The following is a 21,700-nucleotide window of genomic DNA, read 5'->3' as shown; positions in this document are numbered from 1 at the left end:
CAGGGAGTGCGGCCAAAAGGCAAGCCCTGCCGGGCGGAAGTGCCACATGCCCTTGTCTCGGTTCGACACGCCGGTCAGGAAGGCGGCATGAGATCCGATCCCATCCTTTGCATCGGCAGCGTCCTTTGGGACGTGATCGGCCGGTCCGCCTCCGCGATGCGGTTGGGCAATGACGTTCCGGGCCGGATCGCGCAGGTTCCGGGCGGCGTGGCGATGAACATCGCCATGGCTTTGGCGCGTCTCGGGCTTCAGCCGCGGCTCCTCACGTCCATCGGGCGGGACGCGGAAGGCGATCTGCTTGTCGCGGCAGCCGAGCGGCTCGGGATCGACACCTCGCTGGCCTACCGCTCGGACGATCTGCCGACCGACCGCTACATGGCGATCGAGGGGGCGAACGGCCTCATCGCCGCGATCGCCGACGCCCATTCGCTCGAAGTGGCCGGCGAGCGCATCCTCGAGCCGCTTTCGGATGGCCGCCTCTCCCGGCCCGATGCGCCCTATCGTGGAACGGTCGCGCTCGACGGCAACCTGTCCGAGCCGCTCCTCGCGCAGATCGCGACGGGGGCGCTCCTTGCAGAGGCCGATCTCCGCGTCGCGCCCGCCTCGCCCGGAAAGGCGCTTCGGCTCAAACCTTTCCTCGGTCATGCGAAGGCCGTGATCTACGTCAATCTGGAGGAGGCCACTCTGCTTCTCGGCCTGCCGCAGGATGACAGCATGACGGCGGCGGATGCCGCGCGGATGCTCGTCGCCCACGGCGCCGCGCGGGCCGTGGTCACGGATGGGGGCCGGGAAGCCGCGGTAGCGGATGCATCGGACGTTCTTACCGCTATGCCGCCGCGCGTGCTGATCGCCCGCGTGACCGGTGCCGGCGACACCTTCATGGCCGCCCATATCGCGGCCGAAACCCGCAACGACGCTCCGCGACAAGCGCTCGAATATGCCCTCGCGACAGCCGCAGCCTACGTATCCGGAGATGTTGGATCATGATCACAAACCTCGCCTTCTCGCCCGAGATCGACGCAGCCCGCGCTGAAAGCCGGTCCATCGTCGCGCTCGAATCGACGATCATCACGCACGGGATGCCCTGGCCGCGGAACCTCGAAGTGGCCCACGCCGTCCAGAACGAGGTTCGGGCGGGGGGTGCGGTGCCTGCAACGATCGCGGTGATCGAGGGCACCCTTCATATCGGCCTGTCGGACAAGGCGCTCGAGCACCTCGCCCGGTCGGAGGGGATCGCAAAGCTCTCCCGCGCGGATCTCGCCGCGGCAATGGCCACGGGTGGAAACGGCGCGACCACGGTTGCCGCCACGATGATCGCCGCGCGCGTCGCGGGAATCGAGGTTTTCGCGACAGGCGGGATCGGCGGCGTCCATCTCGGAGCGGAAGAGAGCTTCGACATCTCCGCCGATCTGCGCGAACTCGCGGAGACGTCCGTCACCGTCGTGGCCTCGGGCGCCAAGGCCATCCTCGACCTCGCCAAGACCTGGGAGACGCTCGAGACGCTCGGGGTTCCAGTCATCTGCATGGGACAGGACAGATTGCCCGCCTTCTGGTCGCGCGACTCACCCTACCCCGCGCCGCTGCGCATGGACGATCCCGGCGAGATCGCGCGCGCCCACGTGATGCGTGGCGCGCTCGGGTTGCCGGGGGGACAACTCGTGGCCAATCCGATCCCCGAAGCGAACCAGATCGCGATGAAGGATCTTTCGCAAGTCATCGAGACCGCTCGAGAGGAGGCCCGTCGCGACGGGATCGTTGGCAAGGCCGTGACACCCTACATGCTCGCGCGCATCTTCGATCTGACGAACGGCCGTTCGCTCGAAGCGAACATTGCCCTCGTGATGAACAATGCACGCCTCGGCGCCTCCATTGCCCAAGAGATCGACGCAATCCGCCTCGCGGGCTGATCGCCGCACGGCACGGCGTTGTCGCTGCGGCCACGGTGGCTTAAATGGAGGGAGTTTCGAGGACCCCTCATGAGTACGCGAAAGCCCGACCTTCCGACACCGCGCCGAACGCTCGCGGGAACATTGCAGGCGAGTTTCCTCACGGGTCTCGTCGTCATTGCGCCGATCGGCCTCACGGTCTGGCTGATCTGGGCAATCATCGGCTGGGTCGATGGCTTCGTGCTGCCCTTCGTGCCGAACCGCTTCAAGCCGGAGCAGTATATCGGCATCAACCTGCGCGGCGTCGGTGTCATCTTCTTCTTCTTCTTCACGATCCTCGTGGGCTGGTTCGCGAAGGGCTTCATCGGTCGCTCCTTCCTGCGGTGGGGAGAGAGCCTCGTCGACAGGACGCCGGTCGTCCGGTCAGTCTACAACGGCCTCAAGCAGATCGCGGAGACGGTCTTCGCGCAGAAGGAAAGCTCGTTCGACAAGGCCGTGCTCGTCGAATATCCGCGCAAGGGACTCTGGGCGATCGCGTTCATCGCCACGGATGCGCGCGGCGAGATCGCAGACGGTATTCCGCGCGATGGCGCGAAGGCGGCGGTCTTTTTGCCGACGACGCCGAACCCCACCTCGGGTTTCCTCCTCTTCGTGCCGCACGAAGACCTGATCACGCTCGAGATGAGCGTCGAGGACGCGGCGAAACTCGTGATCTCCGCCGGACTGGTCTATCCCAATCCGCGCGATCCGACGCGGCCCGCTCTCGACGCCTCTCCGCAGGCCGCGGAATAGTTCAGCCGAACATTTCCTCGACGTCGATGCTGCTGCGCGTGCCGATATCGTCGAGATGAGCCTCCAGGAAGCCCTCCGCCGCGGCGCGTCCCGCGAGCTTGAGGCGCGAGATGAGGAGGGCCGACGGCACGACCTTCGTGGCGACGGACAGGTCGTTCATCAGCTTGTCATCGGCGATCATGTGGATCCGCAGCTTCTTCATCGCCCCCTCCGCCACGGCCCCCTGTTCGATCAGGCGTTCGACGAAATTGATGGCGCGGAGTTCGCGCAAGAGCGTGGAATTGAAGCTTATCTCGTTGATCCTGTTCAGGATCTCCTGCGGAGTGTAGGGAAGCGTATCACGCGTCAGCGGATTGATGTTGATGACGACGATATCGTTCGGAAGCTCCGGGTCGAACAGCGGGAAGAGCGCCGGATTGCCGGAATAGCCGCCGTCCCAATAGGCTTCCAGCCGTCCGTCCGGCTCCAGGATCTCGACGGCCTTGAAGATCGTCGGCAGGCAGGCCGAAGCGAGGATCGCCTCTGGCGTGATCGCGTCGCCCGCGAAGACCCGGATCTTGCCCGTCCGCACGTTCGTGGCGCAGATGAAGAGTGCCGGGCCATCATCCGAGCGGATATGATGAAAGTGAAGATCGTTGACGATCGGCTCGAGCGGGTTGGCGTAGAACGGGCCGTAGGCATAGGGGCTCGTCCCGCGGGAGATGAGGTCGCCCACGAGATAAGGGAGAGAATACTCGATAGCCTGACTGATCTGCGGCGTGGTCGGCAGGAAGTAGCGCAGCCAGTCGGGCGCATCGAGGCTCGGCAGGCCCGTGATCCGCCCCCAGACCCAATCGAGGTTGGCCCGGGCATGGTCCGGCCCGCCCTGCACCAGGCCGGACTTGACGGCAGCCGCGTTCAGGGCGCCGGCGGACGTTCCGGATATTCCCGCGATCTCGATATCGGGCGATTCGAGCAGACGGTCGAGGACGCCCCAGGTGAAGGCACCATGCGCGCCCCCACCCTGCAGGGCCAGGTTGATCCTTTTCACCACTGGGTTGCCGTCACAGCGCCGTCCAGCCCCCGTCCACGCTGATCGTCGTGCCGGTGATCTGCGCGGCCGCATCCGAGCAGAGGAAGAGCGTCGTTCCACCCAGCTGCTCGACGGTCGCGAATTCCTTCGAGGGCTGCCGATCGAGGAGCACGTCGCGAATCACGGTTTCCCGGTCCATGCCGTATTCCTTCATTGTGTCGGGTATCTGCGCCTCCACGAGCGGCGTCAGGACATAGCCGGGACAGATGGCGTTGCAGGTGATCGGCTCTTCCGCCGTCTCGAGCGCCACGGTCTTCGTGAAACCGACGATGCCGTGTTTCGCGGAGACATAGGCCGACTTGAACGGCGACGCGGTCAGTCCGTGGGCGGACGCGATGTTGACGATCCGCCCCCATCCGGCCTTGCGCATCATCGGCAGCGCGGCGGCTGCGGTATGGAAGGCGGAGCTGAGGTTGATGGCGATGATCGCGTTCCACTTCTCCACCGGAAAGTCCGGCACCGCCGCCACGTGCTGGATGCCCGCGTTGTTGACGAGGATGTCGCAGGCCCCCGCGCGTTCCACGAGACCCCGCGCGGCATGTCCGTCGCTGAGGTCGGCCTGGATGTAGCGCACCGTCACGCTGAACTCCTCCGCCATCTTCCGCGCGAGCTCGTGGTCCTCCTCGGTATCGGTATAGGAATTGATCACGAGGTCCGCGCCGGACCGTGCCAGTTCCCGCGCGATGCCGAGGCCGATGCCCGAATTGGATCCGGTAACGATCGCCGTCTTGCCCGATAGTTGCATAATTCTCTCCTGCATTGTGGCACCACGTTTTCCGGCGGCACCCGCTTCGGCAACGCAGGCGTCGAAGCTGCGGATCCCGGTCGAATCGTCCTTACGGTGATTCTTGCGTGATGCGAACGCTTTGCGGGTCAGAACCGGGAAACAGATGCGGAAAACAAAAAAACGCCCGCCGAAGCGGGCGCTAAGTTGTTGAGGCAGGTTTCATACAGGCAAGAAACCTATCGAGCAGTACTGGATGTATAAGCAATTCTCTGCGGAAATCAAAGGCAAAAAGTTGTCCCCTTCCGGAGATCTCCGGTAGAACTGTGCCAAATTAACAAGACTTGAGCAGGTGATCGTTATGGGAAATGCCGCGCGAAGACGGCCGGTGACAATCGGCGCCCTCGTGCTCCTCGGGTTGAGCACGTTATCGGCGAACGCAGAGCCGCAACACGGCATCGCGATGTACGGGGATCCGGCCCTTCCTGCGGATTTCGAAGCGCTTCCCTACGTCAATCCAGAGGCTCCGACGGGCGGCCGCATCGTCATGGGCGAAGTCGGAACGTTCGACTCCCTCAATCCCCATATCCTCAAGGGAACGACGCCGTGGGCGCTACGGTTCCTTGCCTATGAGTCGCTTATGGGGCGGTCCTACGGTGAACCCTTCACCTTGTACGGCCTTCTCGCAGAGAGCGTGGAGACGGCGGAGGATCGCTCCTGGGTGGAGTTCACCCTGCGCCCCGAAGCCCGTTTCTCGGATGGCAGCCCCGTCACCGTCGAGGACGTGATCTGGTCTTTCGAAACGCTCGGCACCGAGGGTCATCCTCGCTACCTAGCCGCGTGGGACAAGGTCGCGTCACTCGAGGCGACCGGCGAACGGAGCATTCGCTTCACCTTCAACGCGCCGGACGCGGAATTGCCGCTCATCATGGGGATGCGCCCCATCCTGAAGAAGGCCCAGTGGGCGGGGCGGGACTTCGCGCAATCGGGTCTGACGGAGATCCCGATCACGACCGCGCCCTATGTCATCTCCGATTTCGAGCCGGGACGATACGTGACGCTCGAGAAGGATCCCGATTATTGGGGCAAAGACATACCGTTCATGCGCGGTCAGGCCAATCTGGATGAAATCCGGATGGAGTTCTACGGCGACGCGTCCGTGATGTTCGAGGCGTTCAAGTCCGGCGCACTCACCACCTTCCGGGAGACGAGTGCCGAGAAGTGGGCAACGCAATACGAGTTCCCGTCCATCCGGTCCGGGGAGATCGTCAAATCCGAGATCCCCCACGAACGCCCCACGGGCATCACCGGCTTCGTCATGAACACGCGCGAAGCGCCCTTCGACGATTGGCGGGTCCGCGAGGCGATGGTCCAGGCCTTCAACTACGAGTTCGTGAACCAGGTCCTGAACGGCGGGCGATTGCCACGGATCGCGTCATACTTCTCCAATTCCGACCTCGGCATGGACGAGGGTCCGGCGGAGGGCCGCGTGGCGGAATATCTCGCGCCCTACACCGAAACGCTGCTTCCCGGTGCGGTGGAAGGCTACGCGCTGCCGGTCTCCGACGGATCGGAGCGCAACCGCGCGGGCACGCGTCAGGCCAAGGCGCTCCTCGAGGAGGCGGGCTGGCATGTCGGCGATGACGGCGTGCTGCGCGATGCGGACGGCGCGCCCTTCGCCTTCGAGATACTGCTAAGCCAGGGCGGATTCGAGCCCCAGACGGCGCAGACGACGGCTGACCTCTTCGCCGCGTCGCTCAGCCGGCTCGGGATCGACGTGACGATCACGCTCGTCGATGCGGCGCAGTACAAGGAGCGGACCGACGCCTTCGCCTTCGACATGACGTGGTACATGCGAGCCCTCTCGCTCAGCCCTGGAAACGAACAATATCTCTATTGGGGGTCGGAGGCCGCGGACGAGCCGGGCTCGCTTAACTGGATGGGTGTGAAATCAGAGGCGATCGACGGATTGGTGGATGAAATGGTCTCGGCCGAGGGCCCCGAGGATTTTCAGGCCGCGACGCGGGCCCTCGACCGGGTCCTTACCTCCGGGCGTTACGTCATCCCGGTATGGTACAACCCCGTCTCCTATCTCGCCCACGCGGCCGATCTCCATTATCCCGAGACGCTGCCTATCTATGGCGACTGGCTGACGTTCCAGCCCGATGTCTGGTGGTACGAGGAGTGACACCCGGTTCCCAGACCGGAACCCGATGACGGGCCCCGCATTGGCCGGGGACAGATACAGAAGGAGACCGTCATGCAATGGAATGCCGTTAGGGAGAACTGGCCGGCTTTCGTCGAGCCGATCATGCAGCGCTGGCCGCAAACGGAAGAAGAGGATCTCCTCGCGCTCGAAGGCGACCGCGAGCGGCTTTCCAGCTATCTCGCGGAGCGTCACGAACTGACCCCGCAGGAAGCCGACGAGCAGATCACCGCCTGGCTGCAAGGTGCGGTGCCTGCCGATGTCGTGATGGACGAGACCCGCGACAACGAGCAGATCCATGCCTCCGCCGCGCATATCGGCGAAGGCGAGGACGTTTATTCCGACGACCGCGATTTCGGTGACGCGGATACGCCGGAGCGCCCGATCGGGCGCGAAAGCTGAACGCGGGCGGACACGCAGGCAGATGAGTATCAAGCTAGATATCCTCTCCGATCCGATCTGCCCCTGGTGCATGATCGGCAAGGCGCATCTCGATGCCGCCTTGCAGGATCGCCCGGGCCACCCCTTCGAGATCGAGTGGCACCCTTTCCAGCTCAATCCCGACATGCCGGTGGGCGGAATGGACCGACGCGCCTATCTCGAGACGAAGTTCGGCGGCCGAGAACAGGCGGCGAGTGCCTATGCCCCGGTCATGGAAGCGGCGAACGCTGCCGGCCTAGGGATCGTCTGGGAGCGGATTGCGACCACGCCCAACACGCTCGATGCCCATCGGTTGATCCACTGGGCCGGTCTCGAGGGGCGGCAGCCCGCGATCGTCTCCGCCCTGTTCGGCGCCTACTTCGTCGAGGGCCGTGACATCGGCGCGGCCGAAACGCTGCTCGAGATCGCCGTCAGCGCCGACATGGACGGGGAGGTCGTATCCCGCCTCCTCGCGTCCGACGCCGATCTCGACGACATCCGCACGCGCGACTCCCATGCCCGCACCCGTGGCGTGACCGGCGTGCCGACCTTTATCGTGGGCGAACGCCACGTGCTTCCGGGCGCGCAACCGCCCGAACTCTGGTTGCAGGCCATCGACGAAATTGCGGCACAGAACGCCTAATACGTTTCACGTCGACTGCTTCGCCGCCTCCACCTTCAGTGCCCGGCTCAGATCCTGTGCAATGGCGAAGGCGCCGCGGATCTTGTCGGCTTCCTTCGTCCAGTCGCGGCGCACGACGATCTTGTTGTCCTTCACCTTGGCGAGCCCGTCCTGATCGGTCACGAATTTCACGAGACCCGCGGGGTTGGCGAACTTGTCGTTGTGGAACTGGATCGTGACGCCCTTCGGCCCGGCATCGAGCTTCGCGATCCCGGCGCGCTTGCATTCAGCCTTGATGCGAACAACGAGCAACAAGGTATTGACCTCGCGAGGTAACTTACCGAACCGGTCGATCAGTTCCGCGGCGAAGCCCTCGAGCTCCACCTTGGTCGTAAGGTCGGAAAGCCGGCGGTAGAGCCCGAGGCGGACGTCGAGGTCGGGCACGTAGCTTTCGGGGATCAGGACGGCGACGCCGAGATTGATCTGCGGCGACCATTCGCCGGCATCGTCGAGCCCGTCGATCCCCTCGAGTTCGCCCGATTTCAGCTTCGCGATCGCCTCCTCCAACATCGACTGGTAAAGCTCGTAGCCAACCTCCCGGATCTGGCCGGATTGCTCCTCCCCCACGAGATTGCCTGCGCCGCGGATGTCGAGATCCTGGCTCGCGAGCGAGAAGCCCGCCCCGAGGCTGTCGAGCGATCCCAAGACCCGCAGCCGCTTCTCCGCCGTGGGGGTCAGGCGGACCCGGGGCTTCGTCGTAAGATAGGCATAGGCTCGGGTCTTGGCCCGCCCGACCCGGCCCCGGATCTGGTAGAGCTGCGCGAGCCCGAACATGTCGGCGCGATGGATGATCATCGTGTTGGCCGTCGGGATGTCGAGCCCGGATTCGACGATCGTCGTGGCCAGGAGCACGTCGTAGGCCCCGTCGTAGAACGCGTTCATCCGCTCGTCGAGTTCGCCCGCGGCCATCTGCCCCGTCGCGGTGATGAAGGTCACCTCGGGCACCTCGTCGCGGAGAAAGGCCTCCATCTCCGGCAGGTCCTTGATCCGCGGCACGACGAAGAAGCTCTGCCCGCCCCGGTAATGCTCCCGCAGCAGCGCTTCGCGAATCGTCAGCGCGTCGAATTCGCTCACGTAGGTCCGGATCGCAAGCCGGTCGACCGGGGGCGTGCCGATGATGGAAAGGTCGCGCACGCCGGTGAGGGAGAGCTGCAAGGTCCGGGGAATGGGCGTCGCGGTCAGCGTCAGGACATGGACGTCGCTGCGAAGCTGCTTCAGCCGTTCCTTGTGGGAAACGCCGAAATGCTGTTCCTCGTCGATGACGAGAAGACCCAGGTTCTTGAACTTCACGCCCTTGGCGAGAAGGGCATGCGTGCCGATGATGATGTCGCAGGTCCCCTCCGCCATCCGCGCCCGCGCCAGATCGGCGTCGCGCTTGGACACGAACCGGGAGAGTTGGCGCACCTCGACGGGAAAGCCCCGGAAGCGCTCGGAGAAGCTCTTGTAGTGCTGCCGCGCAAGGAGCGTCGTCGGCGCGATGACGGCCACCTGCACGCCGGAGAGAGCGGCGATGAAGGCCGCGCGCATCGCGACCTCCGTCTTGCCGAAGCCGACATCGCCGACGATGAGCCGGTCCATGGGCGTGCCAGAGGCGAGGTCTCCCATCACGTCCTCGATGGCCTTCGCCTGATCCTCGGTCTCCTCGTAGGGGAACCGTGCGGAGAAGTCCTCCCAGACGTGGTCGGGCGGCTCGAGGATCGGCGCACGGCGCATCAGCCGCTCCGCCGCGACGCGGATCAGGCGGTCCGCGATCTCCCGCAGACGCTGCTTCAGCCGCGCCTTCTTCGATTGCCACGCGCCGCCACCGAGCTTGTCGAGAAGGCCCTCTTCGTGGCCAAAGCGCGACAGAAGCTCGATGTTCTCCACCGGCAGGTAGAGCCGATCGCCGCCCGCGTATTCGAGCAGCAGACATTCATGGGCGGCGCCGAGGGCCGTGACGACCTCCAGCCCGTGGTAGCGTCCCACACCGTGATCCACGTGGACGATGAGATCGCCCGGCGAGAGCGACTGCGCCTCGGTGAGGAAGTTCTCCGCCCGGCGCTTCTTCGGGCCCTTGCGGACCAGCCGGTCGCCGAGCACGTCCTGCTCGGAGATCACCGTCAGGTGCTGGTTCCCGTGCGGCCCCTCGAAGCCGTGATCGAGTCCCCAGACCACGAGGTAGAGCCCGCCCGCCGCGTCCGGCACGTCGCGGAAGTCGCGGATCCCCGTGGCGCCCACGGTGCCCTCGTCCTCCAGTAGCCCGGCGAGCCGCTCCCGCGCGCCGTCGGAATAGGAGGCGACGATCACCGGTCCCGCTTGACGCTTTGCCTTCACATGATCGGCCAACGCACCGAAGAGACTCACGTTTTCCTGCTGACGCTCCGGCGAGAAATTGCGTCCGATCCGACCGCCTGCATCGGCAACCCCGGGTCCGGAGGCCTGCGCGAGCGGGTGGAACTGCACCACGCGGGTCGCCCCCACGGCCTGTTCCCACGCGGCATCGTCGAGGTAGAGAAGCTCCGGCGGGGCGGGCTTGTAGACGCTGTCGACCCGGCCCTTCTTCGTCATCGCCTCGCGGCGGTTGTCGTACTGGTCGGCGATCCCTTCCCATCGCGCGAGGCGCACGGGCGTCACCTGCTCGTCGAGGCAGACCGGCGTGTCCGGAAGGTAATCGAAGAGCGTCTCGAGCCGCTCGTAGAAGAACCCGAGCCAGTGCTCGATCCCCGCATGCTTCCGCCCGGCGCTCACCGCCTCGTAGAGCGGATCGTCGGAGCCGGCCGCACCGAACTCGATGCGGTAGCTTTGCCGGAACCGGGTGATCGCCGCCTCGTCGAGGATGACTTCCGATACGGGGGCGAGCTCGACATGCTTCAGCGTCTCCGTCGTGCGCTGGGAAAAGGCATCGAAGCGCCGCGCGCCGTCGAGCGTGTCGCCGAAGAGGTCGAGCCGGACCGGTCCCTCCGCCCCTGGTGGCCACACGTCGATGATGCCGCCGCGGATCGCGTAATCGCCGGGCTCCATCACCGTCGGTGCCTGGGTGAACCCCATGCGGACGAGAAAGCCCCGAAGCGCGTCCTCGTCGATGCGGCTGCCCACATCGGCGGTGAAGGCCGCGTCCGAGAGGAGCGCGCGGGGTGGAACCCTCTGGGTGGCCGCGTTCACGCTCGTCAGAAGCACGAAGCGTTTCGGCATCCCGTGGCAAAGCGCGGCAAGCGTGGCCATCCGCGCGGCGGAGATATCGGCGTTCGGTGAGACGCGGTCGTAGGGCAGGCAATCCCAAGCGGGAAAGGTGAAGACCGGCAGCCCGGGATCGTAGAAGGCCAGCGCTGCCCGCATCGCGGCCATCCGCTTGTCGTCGCGGGCCACGTGGATCGCGCGGCCCGCGCGCGCCACCTCGTCGAGGACGAGACGTGCGTCGAACCCTTCGGGCGCGCCGCCGAGTGTGATATGTCCTGCCTTTGCCATGACGCGGTGAGGTAACGAGACGCGAGCCCGTGTCAATGCAGGAGTACGGGAGCCTAGCCCAGTGGCCCGATGGAGAGGTTCTGATACATCCCCCAGAGCGAGGTGACGAAGATCGACACCACGCCCAGGACCTGTATCCAGAAGCGCAGTCGCCGCAGGCAGCGGCGAAGGTCCCTCCCCGCGAGCCCGGACCTTTCGATCCGACGCGCCGTCGTCACGCTCATCAGCCAGACGATGGACATCGGCATCGCGAGCAGGAAGACCGCCTGCGCGAATTCCACGCCGTACCAGAACCCCAGCGTCGCGAGCACGGCGAGACCGAGCGCGCCGAGACCGACCAGCCAGAGGCCGGAACTGCGGGCGATATGAAGCAGACGGCGCACTCGGATCGCGACCAGGGCTTCCAGATCGCCGCCGTCGCCCCGCCCCTTCCGGCTGGCCCGGACCACCATGTCGTAAGGCACGCCGAGCACGTAGTGGCTCGCCGTCGACCACATCACGGCGAGCGCGATCCAGTACCAGAGGTTCGAGAACGAACGCATGTCGATGAGCTCGAAGACGGTCTGGGTGAAGTTCAAGCGAGAGTCCTTCGCGGCTTTTCTCCGGTCCCCTACACTTGAGGCGCCGGAAGATCCATGCGACCTCGTTCCGGCCCGCGCGCCGTTGCAGATGGACACAGAAGATGAGTCTCGCCCCCTATCCCGCCGCCCGTTTCCGCCGCCTGCGCGCCACGCCCTCCCTGAGAGCGCTCCACCGCGAAACGCGGCTCGGTGTTGAGGACCTGATCTGGCCGCTCTTCGTGCGCGACGGTGACAACGAGCGCGATGCGGTGCCCTCCATGCCGGGCGTCGAGCGGCTCAGCATCGACCTGATCGTGGAGGCGGCCCGCGAAGCCGCCCTCCTGGGCATCCCCGCGATCTGCCTCTTTCCCTACACCGACGTATCGCTGAAGACGGAGGCCTGCGAGGAGGCGTGGAATCCCCACAATCTCTGCAACCGCGCGGTCCGTGCGATCCGCGAGGCCGGGATCGAGATTGCGGTCATGACAGACGTGGCGCTCGATCCCTACAACGCGAACGGTCACGACGGGATCGTGCGGGCCGGGATCATCCTCAACGACGAGAGCGTGGCGGCGCTCGTGCGCATGGCGCTCGCGCAGGCCGAGGCAGGCGCCGACATCCTCGGGCCATCGGACATGATGGACGGCCGGATCGGCGCCATACGCGCCGCGCTCGAGGCCGAAGGACACACGCATGTCACCATCATGTCCTATGCGGCGAAATACGCCTCGGCGTTCTACGGCCCATTCCGCGACGCCGTGGGCGCGTCCGGCGCGCTCACCGGCGACAAGAAGACCTACCAGATGGATCCGGGCAATTCTGACGAGGCGATGCGCCTGATCGCCCGCGACCTCTCCGAGGGGGCCGACATGGTGATGGTGAAGCCGGGAATGCCCTATCTCGATATTTGCCGGCGCACAAAGACGGAGTTCGGGGTGCCCACCTATGCCTACCAGGTCTCCGGCGAGTACGCGATGCTGCGTGGCGCGGCCGATCACGGCTGGGTCGATGGCACGGCGGTGATGATGGAGAGCCTCACCGCCTTCAAACGCGCGGGGTGCGACGGGATCCTGACCTACTTCGCCCCGGAGGCAGCGCGCCTCCTGAATGCGTGAAAGCCCGGTGCCGCAGGGGTGACAGGGTGCGGCGATCTGTCTATATTCCGAGCCGAACGGCCGGATAAGGCCGTCGTAGAGGCTTCCGGCAGTCAAAAGGGCGATCGTTCCATGAAAATTCATTCCCGTCGCGCGGTGCTGACCGGTGCGACCGCGTCGCTCGTCCTCGCAGCCTGCGACAATGGCGTGTCGAGCCGCGGTGCCTCGACGATCGACGCGCGGGTCGAGAGCACGTTGAGTTATCTCTATACGACCTATCCCGACACGATCGCACTCCGCGACAAGTCGACGGGCATCCTCGTGATGCCTCTCGTGACCGAAGCGGGCCTCGGCGTCGGCGGCTCCTACGGACGCGGCGCGCTTCTCGTGGACGGTCTGCCCATCGACTACTACTCCGCCACGCAGGCGAGCGTCGGGCTGCAGATCGGGGCGCAGCAATACGCCCACGTGCTCTTCTTCATGACCGACGACGCGCTCTACGATTTCCGAAACTCGCCCGGCTGGGTCGCGGGCGCGGATGTGCAATACGCGGTCAACGATCGCGGCGGGAATCTCAGCACGACCACCACAACCGCGCTGTCGCCGGTGATCGGCGTCGTGTTCGGCCAGGCCGGTCTCATCGCCGGAGCCTCGCTGCGGGGAACGAAGTACAACCGCATCATCCCCTGATCGCTTGCGGGGGCATCGCCGATCCCATAGATCCGCGCGAGAACCGCGACAGGGAAGGACACCGGCATGGCGGCGCGCGCCAAGACCTCCATTTCGAAGATCTTCGTCTGGATCGTCCTCCTACTGCTGATTGTCGGCTTGGCAGGGTTCGGAGCCACAAGTTTCGGCGGCTCCTCCCGGATGCTCGGCTCGGTCGGGGATACGGAGATCTCGAACGAGCGCTATTTCCGCGCCCTTCAGCAGCAGATCCGCAGCTTCGAGGCGGAGACCGGCCAGCGCCTGAGCTTTGCGGAGGCGCAGCAATACGGGCTCGATCGGATCGTGCTGCAACAGATCGTGGCGCTCGCCGCGCTCGAAGACGAAGCGCAGGACCTGAACCTGTCGGTCGGAGACGAAGAGGTGCGCGAGGAAATCCTCGCGATTCCCGCCTTCCAGGGGATCAACGGACAATTCGATCGCCAGGCCTACGAATTCGCCCTCGAGAACATCGGCCAGTCCGTTCAGGATTTCGAGGAGACGTTGCGCGAGGAGACGGCGCGCACGCTGCTTCAGGGCGCGGTGATCGCCGGCATCCAGCCGCCTGCGATCTTCGTCGACACGCTCTACGATTTCGCGCGACAGACGCGCGATCTGAGCGTCGCAAGGTTCACCGCCGCCGACCTCGAGACGCCGGTCCCTGCCCCGACGGACGAGCAGATCATGGCCTATTACGAGGCCAATCCCGACGCCTACACCCTGCCGGAGCGTAAGCGGATCACCTTCGCCTGGGCCAATCCCGAGATGGTGGTGGATGCGATGTCCGTCACGGAGGAAGAGTTGCGCAGGGTCTACGAGGAGCGCAGCGCGGAATTCGACCAGCCGGAACGGCGCCTCGTCGAACGTCTGGTCTTTCCCAACGAGGACGCCGCGCAGGCTGCCGCGGACCGGATCGCGGCGGGCGAGGCCGATTTCGACGACTTCGTGGCGGAGCGCGGCCTTACCCTCGACGACGTCGATCTGGGCGAGGTGGCGCAGGGCGATCTGGGCACGGCGGGCGAGACGGTGTTCGCACTCGACGGACCCGGCGTCGCCGGCCCGGCCGACAGCAATCTCGGCCCCGCGCTTTTCCGGGTGAATGCGGTCCTCGCCGCGCAGCAGGTCGCCTTCGAGGATGTTGCCGACAAGCTGCGCGCGGAGGTGGCGATCAACCGAGCCCGCCGTTCGCTCGAGGCCGAACGCGAGCCCATCGAGGATCTCCTCGCGGGCGGCGCGACGATCGAGGAGATCGCCGAGGAGAGCCCCCTCGAGACCGGGGAAATCCTATGGTCTCCCGATATCGCGAGCGTCGATGGCGCCACCATCGATGCCTACGAGGAGTTCCGCGCCCTCGCCGGTCAAACGATGGAGGGAGATTTCCCGGAACTCGCGACGCTCTCGGACGGCGGGCTCGTCGTACTCCGGGTCGACGAGATCGTGCCGCCGGAACTGCAGCCGCTAGATGACGTCGAGGCGAGGGTGATCCAGGATTGGGAAACCTCCGAGCGGCAATCGCGCCTTGCCGACGCGGCCGAGGCGGCACGAGAAGCCGTCGACGGGGGCGCACCGCTCGAGGATCAGGCCGCGGAGGTCACGCGCCAGACCGGCGTGCTGCGCGATGCGTTTCTGGAGGACCTGCCTCAGGATCTCGTCCTGCGGGCCTTCGCACTCGAAGAAGGCGGCCTCGAAACGATCGAAAGCCCGGACGGGGCAATCCTCGTTCGCGTCGATGCGATCCACGCCCCCGACCCCGCCAGCGAGCAGGCCGAGCAGATCCGCGCGGGGCTGACCCGGCAGACGGGCCAGGGCCTTGCCGAGGACATCACGTCGGCCTTCACGACCGCGTTGCAGCGTCAGAAGGGTATCGAGATCGACCAGTCGAGCGTCAGCGCGGTCAACGCGCAGTTCAACTGATGCGGATCGTTCCGGATTTCGAGACTTTCGCCCAGGGCTTCGAGCGTGGCGAGAATCAGGTCGTCTACGCCCGCCTGGCCGCCGATCTCGACACGCCCGTTTCGCTGATGCTGAAGCTCGGTGCCGCCGGGCGCGACACGTTCCTCCTCGAATCGGTCACCGGGGGCGAGGTGCGCGGGCGGTATTCGATCATCGGGATGAAGCCCGACCTGATCTGGGAATGCCGCGGGACGACATCCCGCGTGAACCGGCAGGCCCGGTTCGATCCCGATGCGTTCGAGCCCTTGGAGGCCGCGCCCCTCGACGCGCTCCGAAGCCTCATTGCCCAGTCGCGCATCGACCTGCCCGCGGAACTTCCCGCGGCCTCGGCCGGTCTCTTCGGGTATCTCGGCTACGACATGATCCGCCTCGTGGAGCGTCTGCCAGAAGCCAACCCGGATCCGTTGGGCCTTCCCGACGCCGTGATGCTGCGCCCCTCCATCGTCGCCGTGCTCGACGGGGTGAAGGGAGAGGTGACGGTCATCGCGCCCGCCTGGGCCGGGGCGGGTCTTTCGGCGCGCGCAGCCTATGCACAGGCGGCCGAGCGGGTGATGGATGCCCTACGCGACCTCGACCGCGCTCCGCCTGCCGAAGCCCGCGATCTCGGAGAGGCGGGAGAGCAGCAGGAGCCCGTCTCCAACATCACGCGCGAAGGGTATTTCGACATCGTGCGCCGCGCGAAAGAATACATTGCCGCGGGCGACATCTTCCAGGTCGTCCCCTCCCAGAGGTGGCGGCAGGAATTCCCTCTGCCGCCCTTCGCGCTCTACCGTTCGCTCCGGCGCACGAACCCGTCGCCATTCATGTTCTACTTCAATTTCGGCGGCTACCAGATCGTCGGCGCGAGCCCGGAGATTCTGGTGCGCGTGATGGAGGGAGAGGTGACGATCCGCCCCATCGCCGGAACGCGCCGCCGCGGCGCCACCGCGGAGGAGGACCGTGCCCTCGAGGCCGATCTCCTCGCCGACGAGAAGGAACTGGCCGAGCACCTGATGCTCCTCGATCTCGGGCGCAACGACGTTGGTCGCGTCTCCCGCATCGGCAGCGTCCATCCGACCGAGGAGTTCATCGTGGAGCGCTATTCCCACGTCATGCACATCGTCTCGAACGTCGTGGGCGAATTGTCGGAGGAGCACGATGCGCTTTCGGCCCTGCTCGCCGGTTTGCCCGCGGGGACCGTCTCGGGCGCGCCCAAGGTGCGGGCGATGGAGATCATCGACGAGCTCGAACCCGAAAAGCGGGGCGTCTACGGCGGGGGCGTGGGCTATTTCAGCGCGCGCGGCGACATGGACATGTGCATCGCGCTGCGTACCGCGGTGGTGAAGGACGGCGCGCTCTACATCCAGGCCGGCGGCGGAATCGTGCATGACAGCGATCCCGAGGCGGAATTCGAGGAAACGGAGAACAAGGCGGGCGCGCTGCGCGGCGCCGCCGCCGATGCCGCCCGGTTCGCGGGCCGAGGCAACGCGTAGGCCCGCGAGGGACGCCGGTCCGGGACGTCATCGGAATGGCGCGCGGGCCTAAGCCCGCTCCGCCGGATCAGGCGGGCTTCCTGAGCCGCTTGATGAGCGCCGAGGTATCCCAGCGGCCCCCGCCCATGCCCTGCACGTCCTTGTAGAACTGATCGACCAGCGCCGTGACCGGCAGCGCCGCGCCGATCTCGTCCCCGGTGGTCAGGCAGATACCCAGGTCCTTGCGCATCCAGTCGATCGCGAAGCCGTGGTCGAACTCGTCGTCGAGCATCGTCTCGTAGCGGTTCTCCATCTGCCAGCTTCCGGCGGCGCCCTGGCTGATCACCTCCACCACCGCCCGACCGTCGAGCCCCGCTGCCTCCGCGAAGGCCAACGCTTCGCTCAGCCCTTGGACGACTCCCGCGATCGCGATCTGGTTGCACATCTTCGTCATCTGCCCCGCGCCGGTCTCTCCCAACCTGCGGCAGATTTTCGCGTAGGTGGCCATGACGGGCTCGGCCCGGTCGAAAGCATCCGACGGGCCGCCGCACATGATCGAGAGCTGCCCCTTCTCCGCCCCGGCCTGTCCGCCGGAGATCGGCGCGTCGACATAGCCGATGCCGCTTTCCTCGCCGAGCGCGGCGAGCTCGCGGGTCACGGCGGCGGAGACGGTCGTATGGTCTACGAAGACGCTCCCTTTACCCATCCCCGAAAATGCGCCGTCCTCTCCCGTTACGACGGAGCGGAGGTCGTCATCGTTGCCGACGCAGGCCAGCACGATCTCCGCGCCCTCGGCGGCTTCGCGGGGCGTGGCGGCGCTGCGCCCACCGTGCTTCGACGTCCAATCCTCGGCCTTCGCGCGCGTACGATTGTAGACGCAGACGTCGTGACCCGCCGAAGCGAGGTGACCGGCCATCGGAAAGCCCATGACGCCCAATCCCAGAAACGCCAGTTTCGCCATGCCTTCACCTCCTCGATCAAATTGATTAGAGCCTGTCTAACCGAAGCAGGGGACCGGTCAACCGGCCCCCGTGCCCGACGAAAGATCACACGTCATGGCGATGATCCTGCGCTGGCTGATCCGTATCTTCACCGGCCTCGTCCTTCTTGCCGGTCTTTCCATCGTTGCGGTCTACTGGTTCGCCGCGCGCAGCCTGCCCGATTACGATGCCGACTTCGCCGTCGAGGGCATCGAGGCCCCGCTGGAGATCGTGCGGGACAATTCGGACGTGCCGCACATCTTCGGCGCCAGTGATGCGGACGTGTTCTTCGGCCTCGGCTTCGCCCACGCGCAGGACCGCCTGTGGCAGATGACGCTTCTGCGTCGCACGGCGCAGGGGCGGTTGAGCGAGATCTTCGGCGCCCGTACCGCACGGACCGACGAACTCATGCGCCGCCTCGACATCTACAACCTGTCGGTCGCGTCTGTCGATGCGCAGTCGGAACAGGCGCAGACCGCGCTCGAAGCCTATTCCGCCGGGGTGAACGCCTGGATCCGCTCCGTGAACGAAGACGCGCGGGGACGCGGCGCCCCGGAATTCTTTCTCTTCTCTCCCGAAATCGCACCGTGGCAGCCGGCAGACAGCATTGCGATCCAGAAGCTCTTCGCCTTCCAGCTGACCTCGCATCTTCGCGAAGAGGTCTTGCGCGCTCGCACCTCGCTCCTTCTCGACGAGGGTCGGGTGCGCGACCTGCTACCCGACATCCCGGGCCCGGGCATCGCCGCCCTGCCCGACTACGCGGCGCTTCTTCCCGGAACCGAAGTCGCTCCGGTCCGTCAGGCGGCGGTCGCGGAGGATCCGCTCTATCCCGGTCTTCCCGGCCCCCTCGCGGGCGCATCGAATGTCTGGGCCGCGGCGCCGGATCGTTCGGCCAGCGGCGGCACGCTGCTCGCCAACGACCCGCACATGATGCTGACGGCCCCCTCGATCTGGTATCTCGCACGGCTGGAGCTCGCCTCCGGCGGCGTCATCGGCGGCTCGATCCCCGGGATACCCGCCATCATCGTCGGGCGCTCCGAACGGCTCGGCTGGGGGCTGACGACGTCCTACCTCGATGACCAGGACGTGCATATCGAGCGGCTCAATCCCGACAATCCCGAGGAAGTGCTGACACCGGGCGGCTTCGAGCCCCTCCAGACCCGCAGCTCCATCCTGCGGATCAAGGATTCCGATCCGATCACGCTGACGCTACGCTGGTCGCAGAACGGGCCGATCCTGCCCGGCAGTCATTTCAACCTCGCCACGATCACGCCCCGCGGGCACGTGGCCTCCCTCTCCTGGACCGCGCTCGATCCCGCCGACACGTCTGTCACCGCCGCGATCGAGCTGATGGGCGCCACGGATATCGCGGAGGCGATCGAGATCGGGGAGGATTACGTCTCGCCGAGCCAGAACCTGGTGCTCGCCGATGGCGAGGAGATCGCGCTCAAGACCGTGGGCAAGTTCCCCCGTCGCCGCGATGGGCACCAGAGCCGCGGCCGCCTGCCCACGCCCGGCTGGATCGTCGAGAATCGCTGGGACGGCCGTCTGCCCTACGCGGAGAATCCCGAATTCTTGGAGCCCGCGGGCGGGATCGTGGGCAACACGAACAACAAGATCATCGACCGCCCGTTTCCGCGCCACGTCTCCTACCATTGGGGCGACACCCAGCGCGTCCAGCGCTGGCGGCGTCTCATGCAGGCCCGCGAGGTGCATACGCGCGAGAGCTTCATGGAGGCGCAGCTCGATACGGTGAGCTTCACCGCACGCATGCTCCTGCCGCTCGTCGGTGCCGATCTCTGGTATACCGGAGAAGCGGCGCCCGAAGGGACGCCGGAGCGGCAGCGGCAACAGGCCCTCTCCATGCTCGCCGCATGGAACGGAGAGATGAACGAGCACCTGCCGGAGCCGCTGATATACGCCGCCTGGATGCGGGCGCTTCAGAAGCGGCTGATCGCCGACGAACTCGGACCGCTTGCAGAGGAGTTCACGCATCTGGAACCGCTCTTCGTGGAACGCGCCTTCCGCGATGTCGATGGCGCCGGGATCTGGTGCGATGTCGTGCAATCGGCGCGGCGCGAGACCTGCTCCGAAATGGCCCGCCTCGCGCTCGACGATGCGCTGATCTGGATCGGGGAAACCTATGGCACCGCCCTCGAAAGCCTCAGATGGGGCGACGCGCACGAGGCGGTGCATGCGCATCCGGCTCTGGGCGAGATCCCGTTCCTGAGCTGGCTCGTGAATATCCGCCAATCCACATCGGGGGGCGACAACACGCTTCTCCGCGGGCTCACGAAGGGCACGGAACCCGATCCCTTCGTGAACGTGCATGGCGCGGGATATCGGGGGATCTACGACTTCGCCGATCCCGATTCCTCCCTCTTCATCACCTCGACGGGCCAATCCGGCCATCCGCTCAGCCGCCATTACGACGATCTCGGCGACCTCTGGCGGCGCGGCGAATACATCCCAATGACGCTCGATCCAGAACTCGCACGGGCGGCGGCCGTCGGGATCACGCGCCTTCGGCCCACCGAGTGAGCTCCACTTGCGCGCCGAACCTGCCAAGGCCCTACCAAGGATAATCGACACGCGATCCGGTAACACGATCTTAATCTTGAAGGCGGTATAACGGGATTGTTCTGCCGGACCCGCCTGTTTGTTGGAACTGTCTCTGATCGACTGGCCGCGCCTCGTGCGCGGCCTTTTTTTATCAGCGCGGCGAGACGCAGTTTCATTATGATATCCGGGCACAGGCTCGATCCGTCGCCGCGCTCCAAATGGCCTATTGACGGGTCCCTTCGGATTAAATAGCTTCCCGCGCAATCAACAGGTCGGCCAGTTCGACAGGGAAAACAGACGGATCGAAAAGGCCCCCATGCGGGGCCTTTTTTGCATTCTGCGGCACTTGTGCGGAGAGCTCTGAATCGGGCCTGACACGCCCCGGGCGAGGTGGTAGAGACCGTCCCGAACCGCTCGAACGACATGGAGGCCCGATGTCACAGCTGTTGAAATCCATCTCGCTGATGGCACTCGTTGCGCTGGCCGGTCCGGCTTTTGCGCAGGATGACGCGACTTCGGGAACCGACGCGCAGGACGAGACCACGACCACGACCCCATCGACCGAGACCGGCGGTGCGGATGCCGCCGCTCCGGAGGCCTCGGACGCCGAGACCGAAGGGGATGCAGAAGTGACAGGGTCGCAGGAGGCCACGGACGACACGACCGCGTCCGGCCTCTCGATGGGTGAGGAAGTGCAGGACGGCCCCCGCCCCGGCCAGACCTACACGGCGGAGACGTTCGGCGATTGGCAGCAGCGCTGCATCCGGACCGAGGATGGCGACGATCCCTGCCAGCTCTACCAACTCCTCGAGGACGGCAACGGCAATGCCGTGGCCGAGATCACGGTGGTCTCGCTTCCCGAAGGCCAGCAGGCGGCCGCCGGGGCCACGATCATCACGCCGCTCGAGACGCTGCTGACCGAGCAGCTGACGCTCGCCGTCGACAGCGCGCAGCCCCGTCGCTATCCGTTCAACTTCTGTGCGGAGGCCGGATGCTTCTCGCGGATCGGCCTGACCGCCTCCGAGGTGCAGGCGATGCAGCGCGGCGCGACCGCGACCCTCACCATCGTTCCGGCGGCCGCGCCCGACCAGACGATCGACCTTGCGATCTCGCTGTCGGGTTTCACCGCCGGATACGAAGCGGTGCGGGAAGCGAACGCGGAATAAGGC

At 66.0% G+C, this 21,700-nt stretch carries 17 protein-coding genes; 12 read left to right on the top strand and 5 right to left on the bottom strand.

What is annotated here, in order from left to right:
- Positions 1–87 precede the first annotated feature (87 nt).
- The 3 genes from LX81_RS05630 (at position 88) to LX81_RS05620 (ending at position 2,678) form a co-directional block, all read left to right on the top strand.
- On the top strand, positions 88–987 hold the full coding sequence (locus LX81_RS05630) for a PfkB family carbohydrate kinase (protein ID WP_111536307.1): 900 nt from the start codon (positions 88–90) through the stop codon (positions 985–987).
- Positions 987–1,907, top strand: a complete 921-nt coding sequence (locus LX81_RS05625) for a pseudouridine-5'-phosphate glycosidase (RefSeq protein WP_111536391.1) — start codon at positions 987–989, stop codon at positions 1,905–1,907. The genes LX81_RS05630 and LX81_RS05625 overlap by 1 nt, the downstream gene beginning before the upstream one ends.
- A gap of 69 nt (positions 1,908–1,976) precedes the next feature.
- Positions 1,977–2,678 (top strand): DUF502 domain-containing protein, encoded by a 702-nt coding sequence (locus LX81_RS05620; protein WP_111536306.1) that lies wholly within the window; start codon positions 1,977–1,979, stop codon positions 2,676–2,678.
- Between the two features lies 1 nt (position 2,679).
- Here LX81_RS05620 and LX81_RS05615 read toward each other — a convergent pair whose 3' ends face one another.
- On the bottom strand, positions 2,680–3,711 hold the full coding sequence (locus tag LX81_RS05615) for a patatin-like phospholipase family protein (RefSeq protein WP_111536305.1): 1,032 nt from the start codon (positions 3,709–3,711) through the stop codon (positions 2,680–2,682).
- A 10-nt stretch (positions 3,712–3,721) separates the two neighbouring features.
- Positions 3,722–4,495: a 3-hydroxybutyrate dehydrogenase gene (locus LX81_RS05610; protein ID WP_111536304.1), complete on the bottom strand. Its 774-nt coding sequence runs from the start codon at positions 4,493–4,495 to the stop codon at positions 3,722–3,724.
- Positions 4,496–4,835: 340 nt separating this feature from the next.
- On the opposite strand from LX81_RS05610, the gene LX81_RS05605 reads away from it, so the two are divergent.
- From LX81_RS05605 to LX81_RS05595, 3 genes are all read left to right on the top strand, one after another.
- Positions 4,836–6,662, top strand: a complete 1,827-nt coding sequence (locus tag LX81_RS05605; protein WP_111536303.1) for an extracellular solute-binding protein — start codon at positions 4,836–4,838, stop codon at positions 6,660–6,662.
- Between the two features lie 72 nt (positions 6,663–6,734).
- A complete protein-coding gene (locus LX81_RS05600; RefSeq protein ID WP_111536302.1) occupies positions 6,735–7,082 on the top strand; it encodes a CsbD family protein in 348 nt (115 codons plus the stop codon).
- A 22-nt stretch (positions 7,083–7,104) separates the two neighbouring features.
- The gene (locus LX81_RS05595) at positions 7,105–7,743 is read left to right on the top strand and encodes a DsbA family oxidoreductase (RefSeq protein ID WP_111536301.1); all 639 of its coding nucleotides are present in this window, start codon (positions 7,105–7,107) and stop codon (positions 7,741–7,743) included.
- Positions 7,744–7,749: 6 nt separating this feature from the next.
- Here LX81_RS05595 and mfd read toward each other — a convergent pair whose 3' ends face one another.
- Both mfd and LX81_RS05585 read right to left on the bottom strand, forming a co-directional pair.
- Complete coding sequence (mfd, locus tag LX81_RS05590; RefSeq protein WP_111536300.1) at positions 7,750–11,226, bottom strand: transcription-repair coupling factor; 3,477 nt, start codon at positions 11,224–11,226, stop codon at positions 7,750–7,752.
- Positions 11,227–11,279: 53 nt separating this feature from the next.
- Positions 11,280–11,804, bottom strand: coding sequence for a component of SufBCD complex (locus LX81_RS05585; RefSeq protein ID WP_111536299.1), 525 nt, complete (start codon positions 11,802–11,804; stop codon positions 11,280–11,282).
- A gap of 104 nt (positions 11,805–11,908) precedes the next feature.
- On the opposite strand from LX81_RS05585, the gene hemB reads away from it, so the two are divergent.
- The 4 genes from hemB to trpE all read left to right on the top strand — a co-directional run bounded on the left by hemB (position 11,909) and on the right by trpE (position 17,010).
- Positions 11,909–12,901: a porphobilinogen synthase gene (gene hemB / locus LX81_RS05580; RefSeq protein ID WP_111536298.1), complete on the top strand. Its 993-nt coding sequence runs from the start codon at positions 11,909–11,911 to the stop codon at positions 12,899–12,901.
- Positions 12,902–13,012: 111 nt separating this feature from the next.
- Positions 13,013–13,570 (top strand): lipid-binding SYLF domain-containing protein, encoded by a 558-nt coding sequence (locus LX81_RS05575; RefSeq protein WP_111536297.1) that lies wholly within the window; start codon positions 13,013–13,015, stop codon positions 13,568–13,570.
- 66 nt (positions 13,571–13,636) lie between these two features.
- Positions 13,637–15,499 carry a peptidylprolyl isomerase gene (locus LX81_RS05570; RefSeq protein WP_111536296.1) on the top strand — a complete coding sequence of 621 codons (1,863 nt, stop codon included), beginning with the start codon at positions 13,637–13,639 and terminating at the stop codon, positions 15,497–15,499.
- Entirely contained in the window at positions 15,499–17,010 is a 1,512-nt protein-coding gene (gene trpE, locus LX81_RS05565) for an anthranilate synthase component I (RefSeq protein ID WP_111536295.1), read from the top strand. Before LX81_RS05570 ends, trpE begins: the two co-directional genes overlap by 1 nt.
- Before the next feature lie 67 nt (positions 17,011–17,077).
- On the opposite strand, the gene LX81_RS05560 is transcribed toward trpE, so the two are convergent.
- A complete protein-coding gene (locus tag LX81_RS05560; RefSeq protein WP_111536294.1) occupies positions 17,078–17,950 on the bottom strand; it encodes an NAD(P)-dependent oxidoreductase in 873 nt (290 codons plus the stop codon).
- A gap of 94 nt (positions 17,951–18,044) precedes the next feature.
- Between LX81_RS05560 and LX81_RS05555 the strand changes: the two genes are divergently transcribed.
- A complete protein-coding gene (locus LX81_RS05555; protein WP_111536293.1) occupies positions 18,045–20,510 on the top strand; it encodes a penicillin acylase family protein in 2,466 nt (821 codons plus the stop codon).
- A gap of 455 nt (positions 20,511–20,965) precedes the next feature.
- Entirely contained in the window at positions 20,966–21,697 is a 732-nt protein-coding gene (locus LX81_RS05550) for an invasion associated locus B family protein (RefSeq protein WP_111536292.1), read from the top strand.
- The last annotated feature ends 3 nt before the right edge of the window (positions 21,698–21,700 follow it).

The organism is Palleronia aestuarii, from assembly GCF_003253995.1.
In the GTDB taxonomy this organism is placed as follows: domain Bacteria; phylum Pseudomonadota; class Alphaproteobacteria; order Rhodobacterales; family Rhodobacteraceae; genus Palleronia; species Palleronia aestuarii.
The sequence above is the reverse complement of the archived record's forward strand: the minus strand, read 5'-3'. Positions and strand labels throughout refer to the sequence as shown.

Excerpts from the sequence above, each read along its gene's own strand:
- mfd (WP_111536300.1), bottom strand. The coding sequence starts at position 11,226 with ATGGCAAAGGCAGGACATATCACACTCGGCGGCGCGCCCGAAGGGTTC.
- LX81_RS05560 (WP_111536294.1), bottom strand. The coding sequence starts at position 17,950 with ATGGCGAAACTGGCGTTTCTGGGATTGGGCGTCATGGGCTTTCCGATG.
- LX81_RS05605 (WP_111536303.1), top strand. The coding sequence starts at position 4,836 with ATGGGAAATGCCGCGCGAAGACGGCCGGTGACAATCGGCGCCCTCGTG.
- LX81_RS05630 (WP_111536307.1), top strand. The coding sequence starts at position 88 with ATGAGATCCGATCCCATCCTTTGCATCGGCAGCGTCCTTTGGGACGTG.
- LX81_RS05570 (WP_111536296.1), top strand. The coding sequence starts at position 13,637 with ATGGCGGCGCGCGCCAAGACCTCCATTTCGAAGATCTTCGTCTGGATC.
- trpE (WP_111536295.1), top strand. The coding sequence starts at position 15,499 with ATGCGGATCGTTCCGGATTTCGAGACTTTCGCCCAGGGCTTCGAGCGT.
- hemB (WP_111536298.1), top strand. The coding sequence starts at position 11,909 with ATGAGTCTCGCCCCCTATCCCGCCGCCCGTTTCCGCCGCCTGCGCGCC.
- LX81_RS05600 (WP_111536302.1), top strand. The coding sequence starts at position 6,735 with ATGCAATGGAATGCCGTTAGGGAGAACTGGCCGGCTTTCGTCGAGCCG.
- LX81_RS05620 (WP_111536306.1), top strand. The coding sequence starts at position 1,977 with ATGAGTACGCGAAAGCCCGACCTTCCGACACCGCGCCGAACGCTCGCG.
- LX81_RS05595 (WP_111536301.1), top strand. The coding sequence starts at position 7,105 with ATGAGTATCAAGCTAGATATCCTCTCCGATCCGATCTGCCCCTGGTGC.
- LX81_RS05555 (WP_111536293.1), top strand. The coding sequence starts at position 18,045 with ATGGCGATGATCCTGCGCTGGCTGATCCGTATCTTCACCGGCCTCGTC.
- LX81_RS05550 (WP_111536292.1), top strand. The coding sequence starts at position 20,966 with ATGTCACAGCTGTTGAAATCCATCTCGCTGATGGCACTCGTTGCGCTG.
- LX81_RS05610 (WP_111536304.1), bottom strand. The coding sequence starts at position 4,495 with ATGCAACTATCGGGCAAGACGGCGATCGTTACCGGATCCAATTCGGGC.
- LX81_RS05575 (WP_111536297.1), top strand. The coding sequence starts at position 13,013 with ATGAAAATTCATTCCCGTCGCGCGGTGCTGACCGGTGCGACCGCGTCG.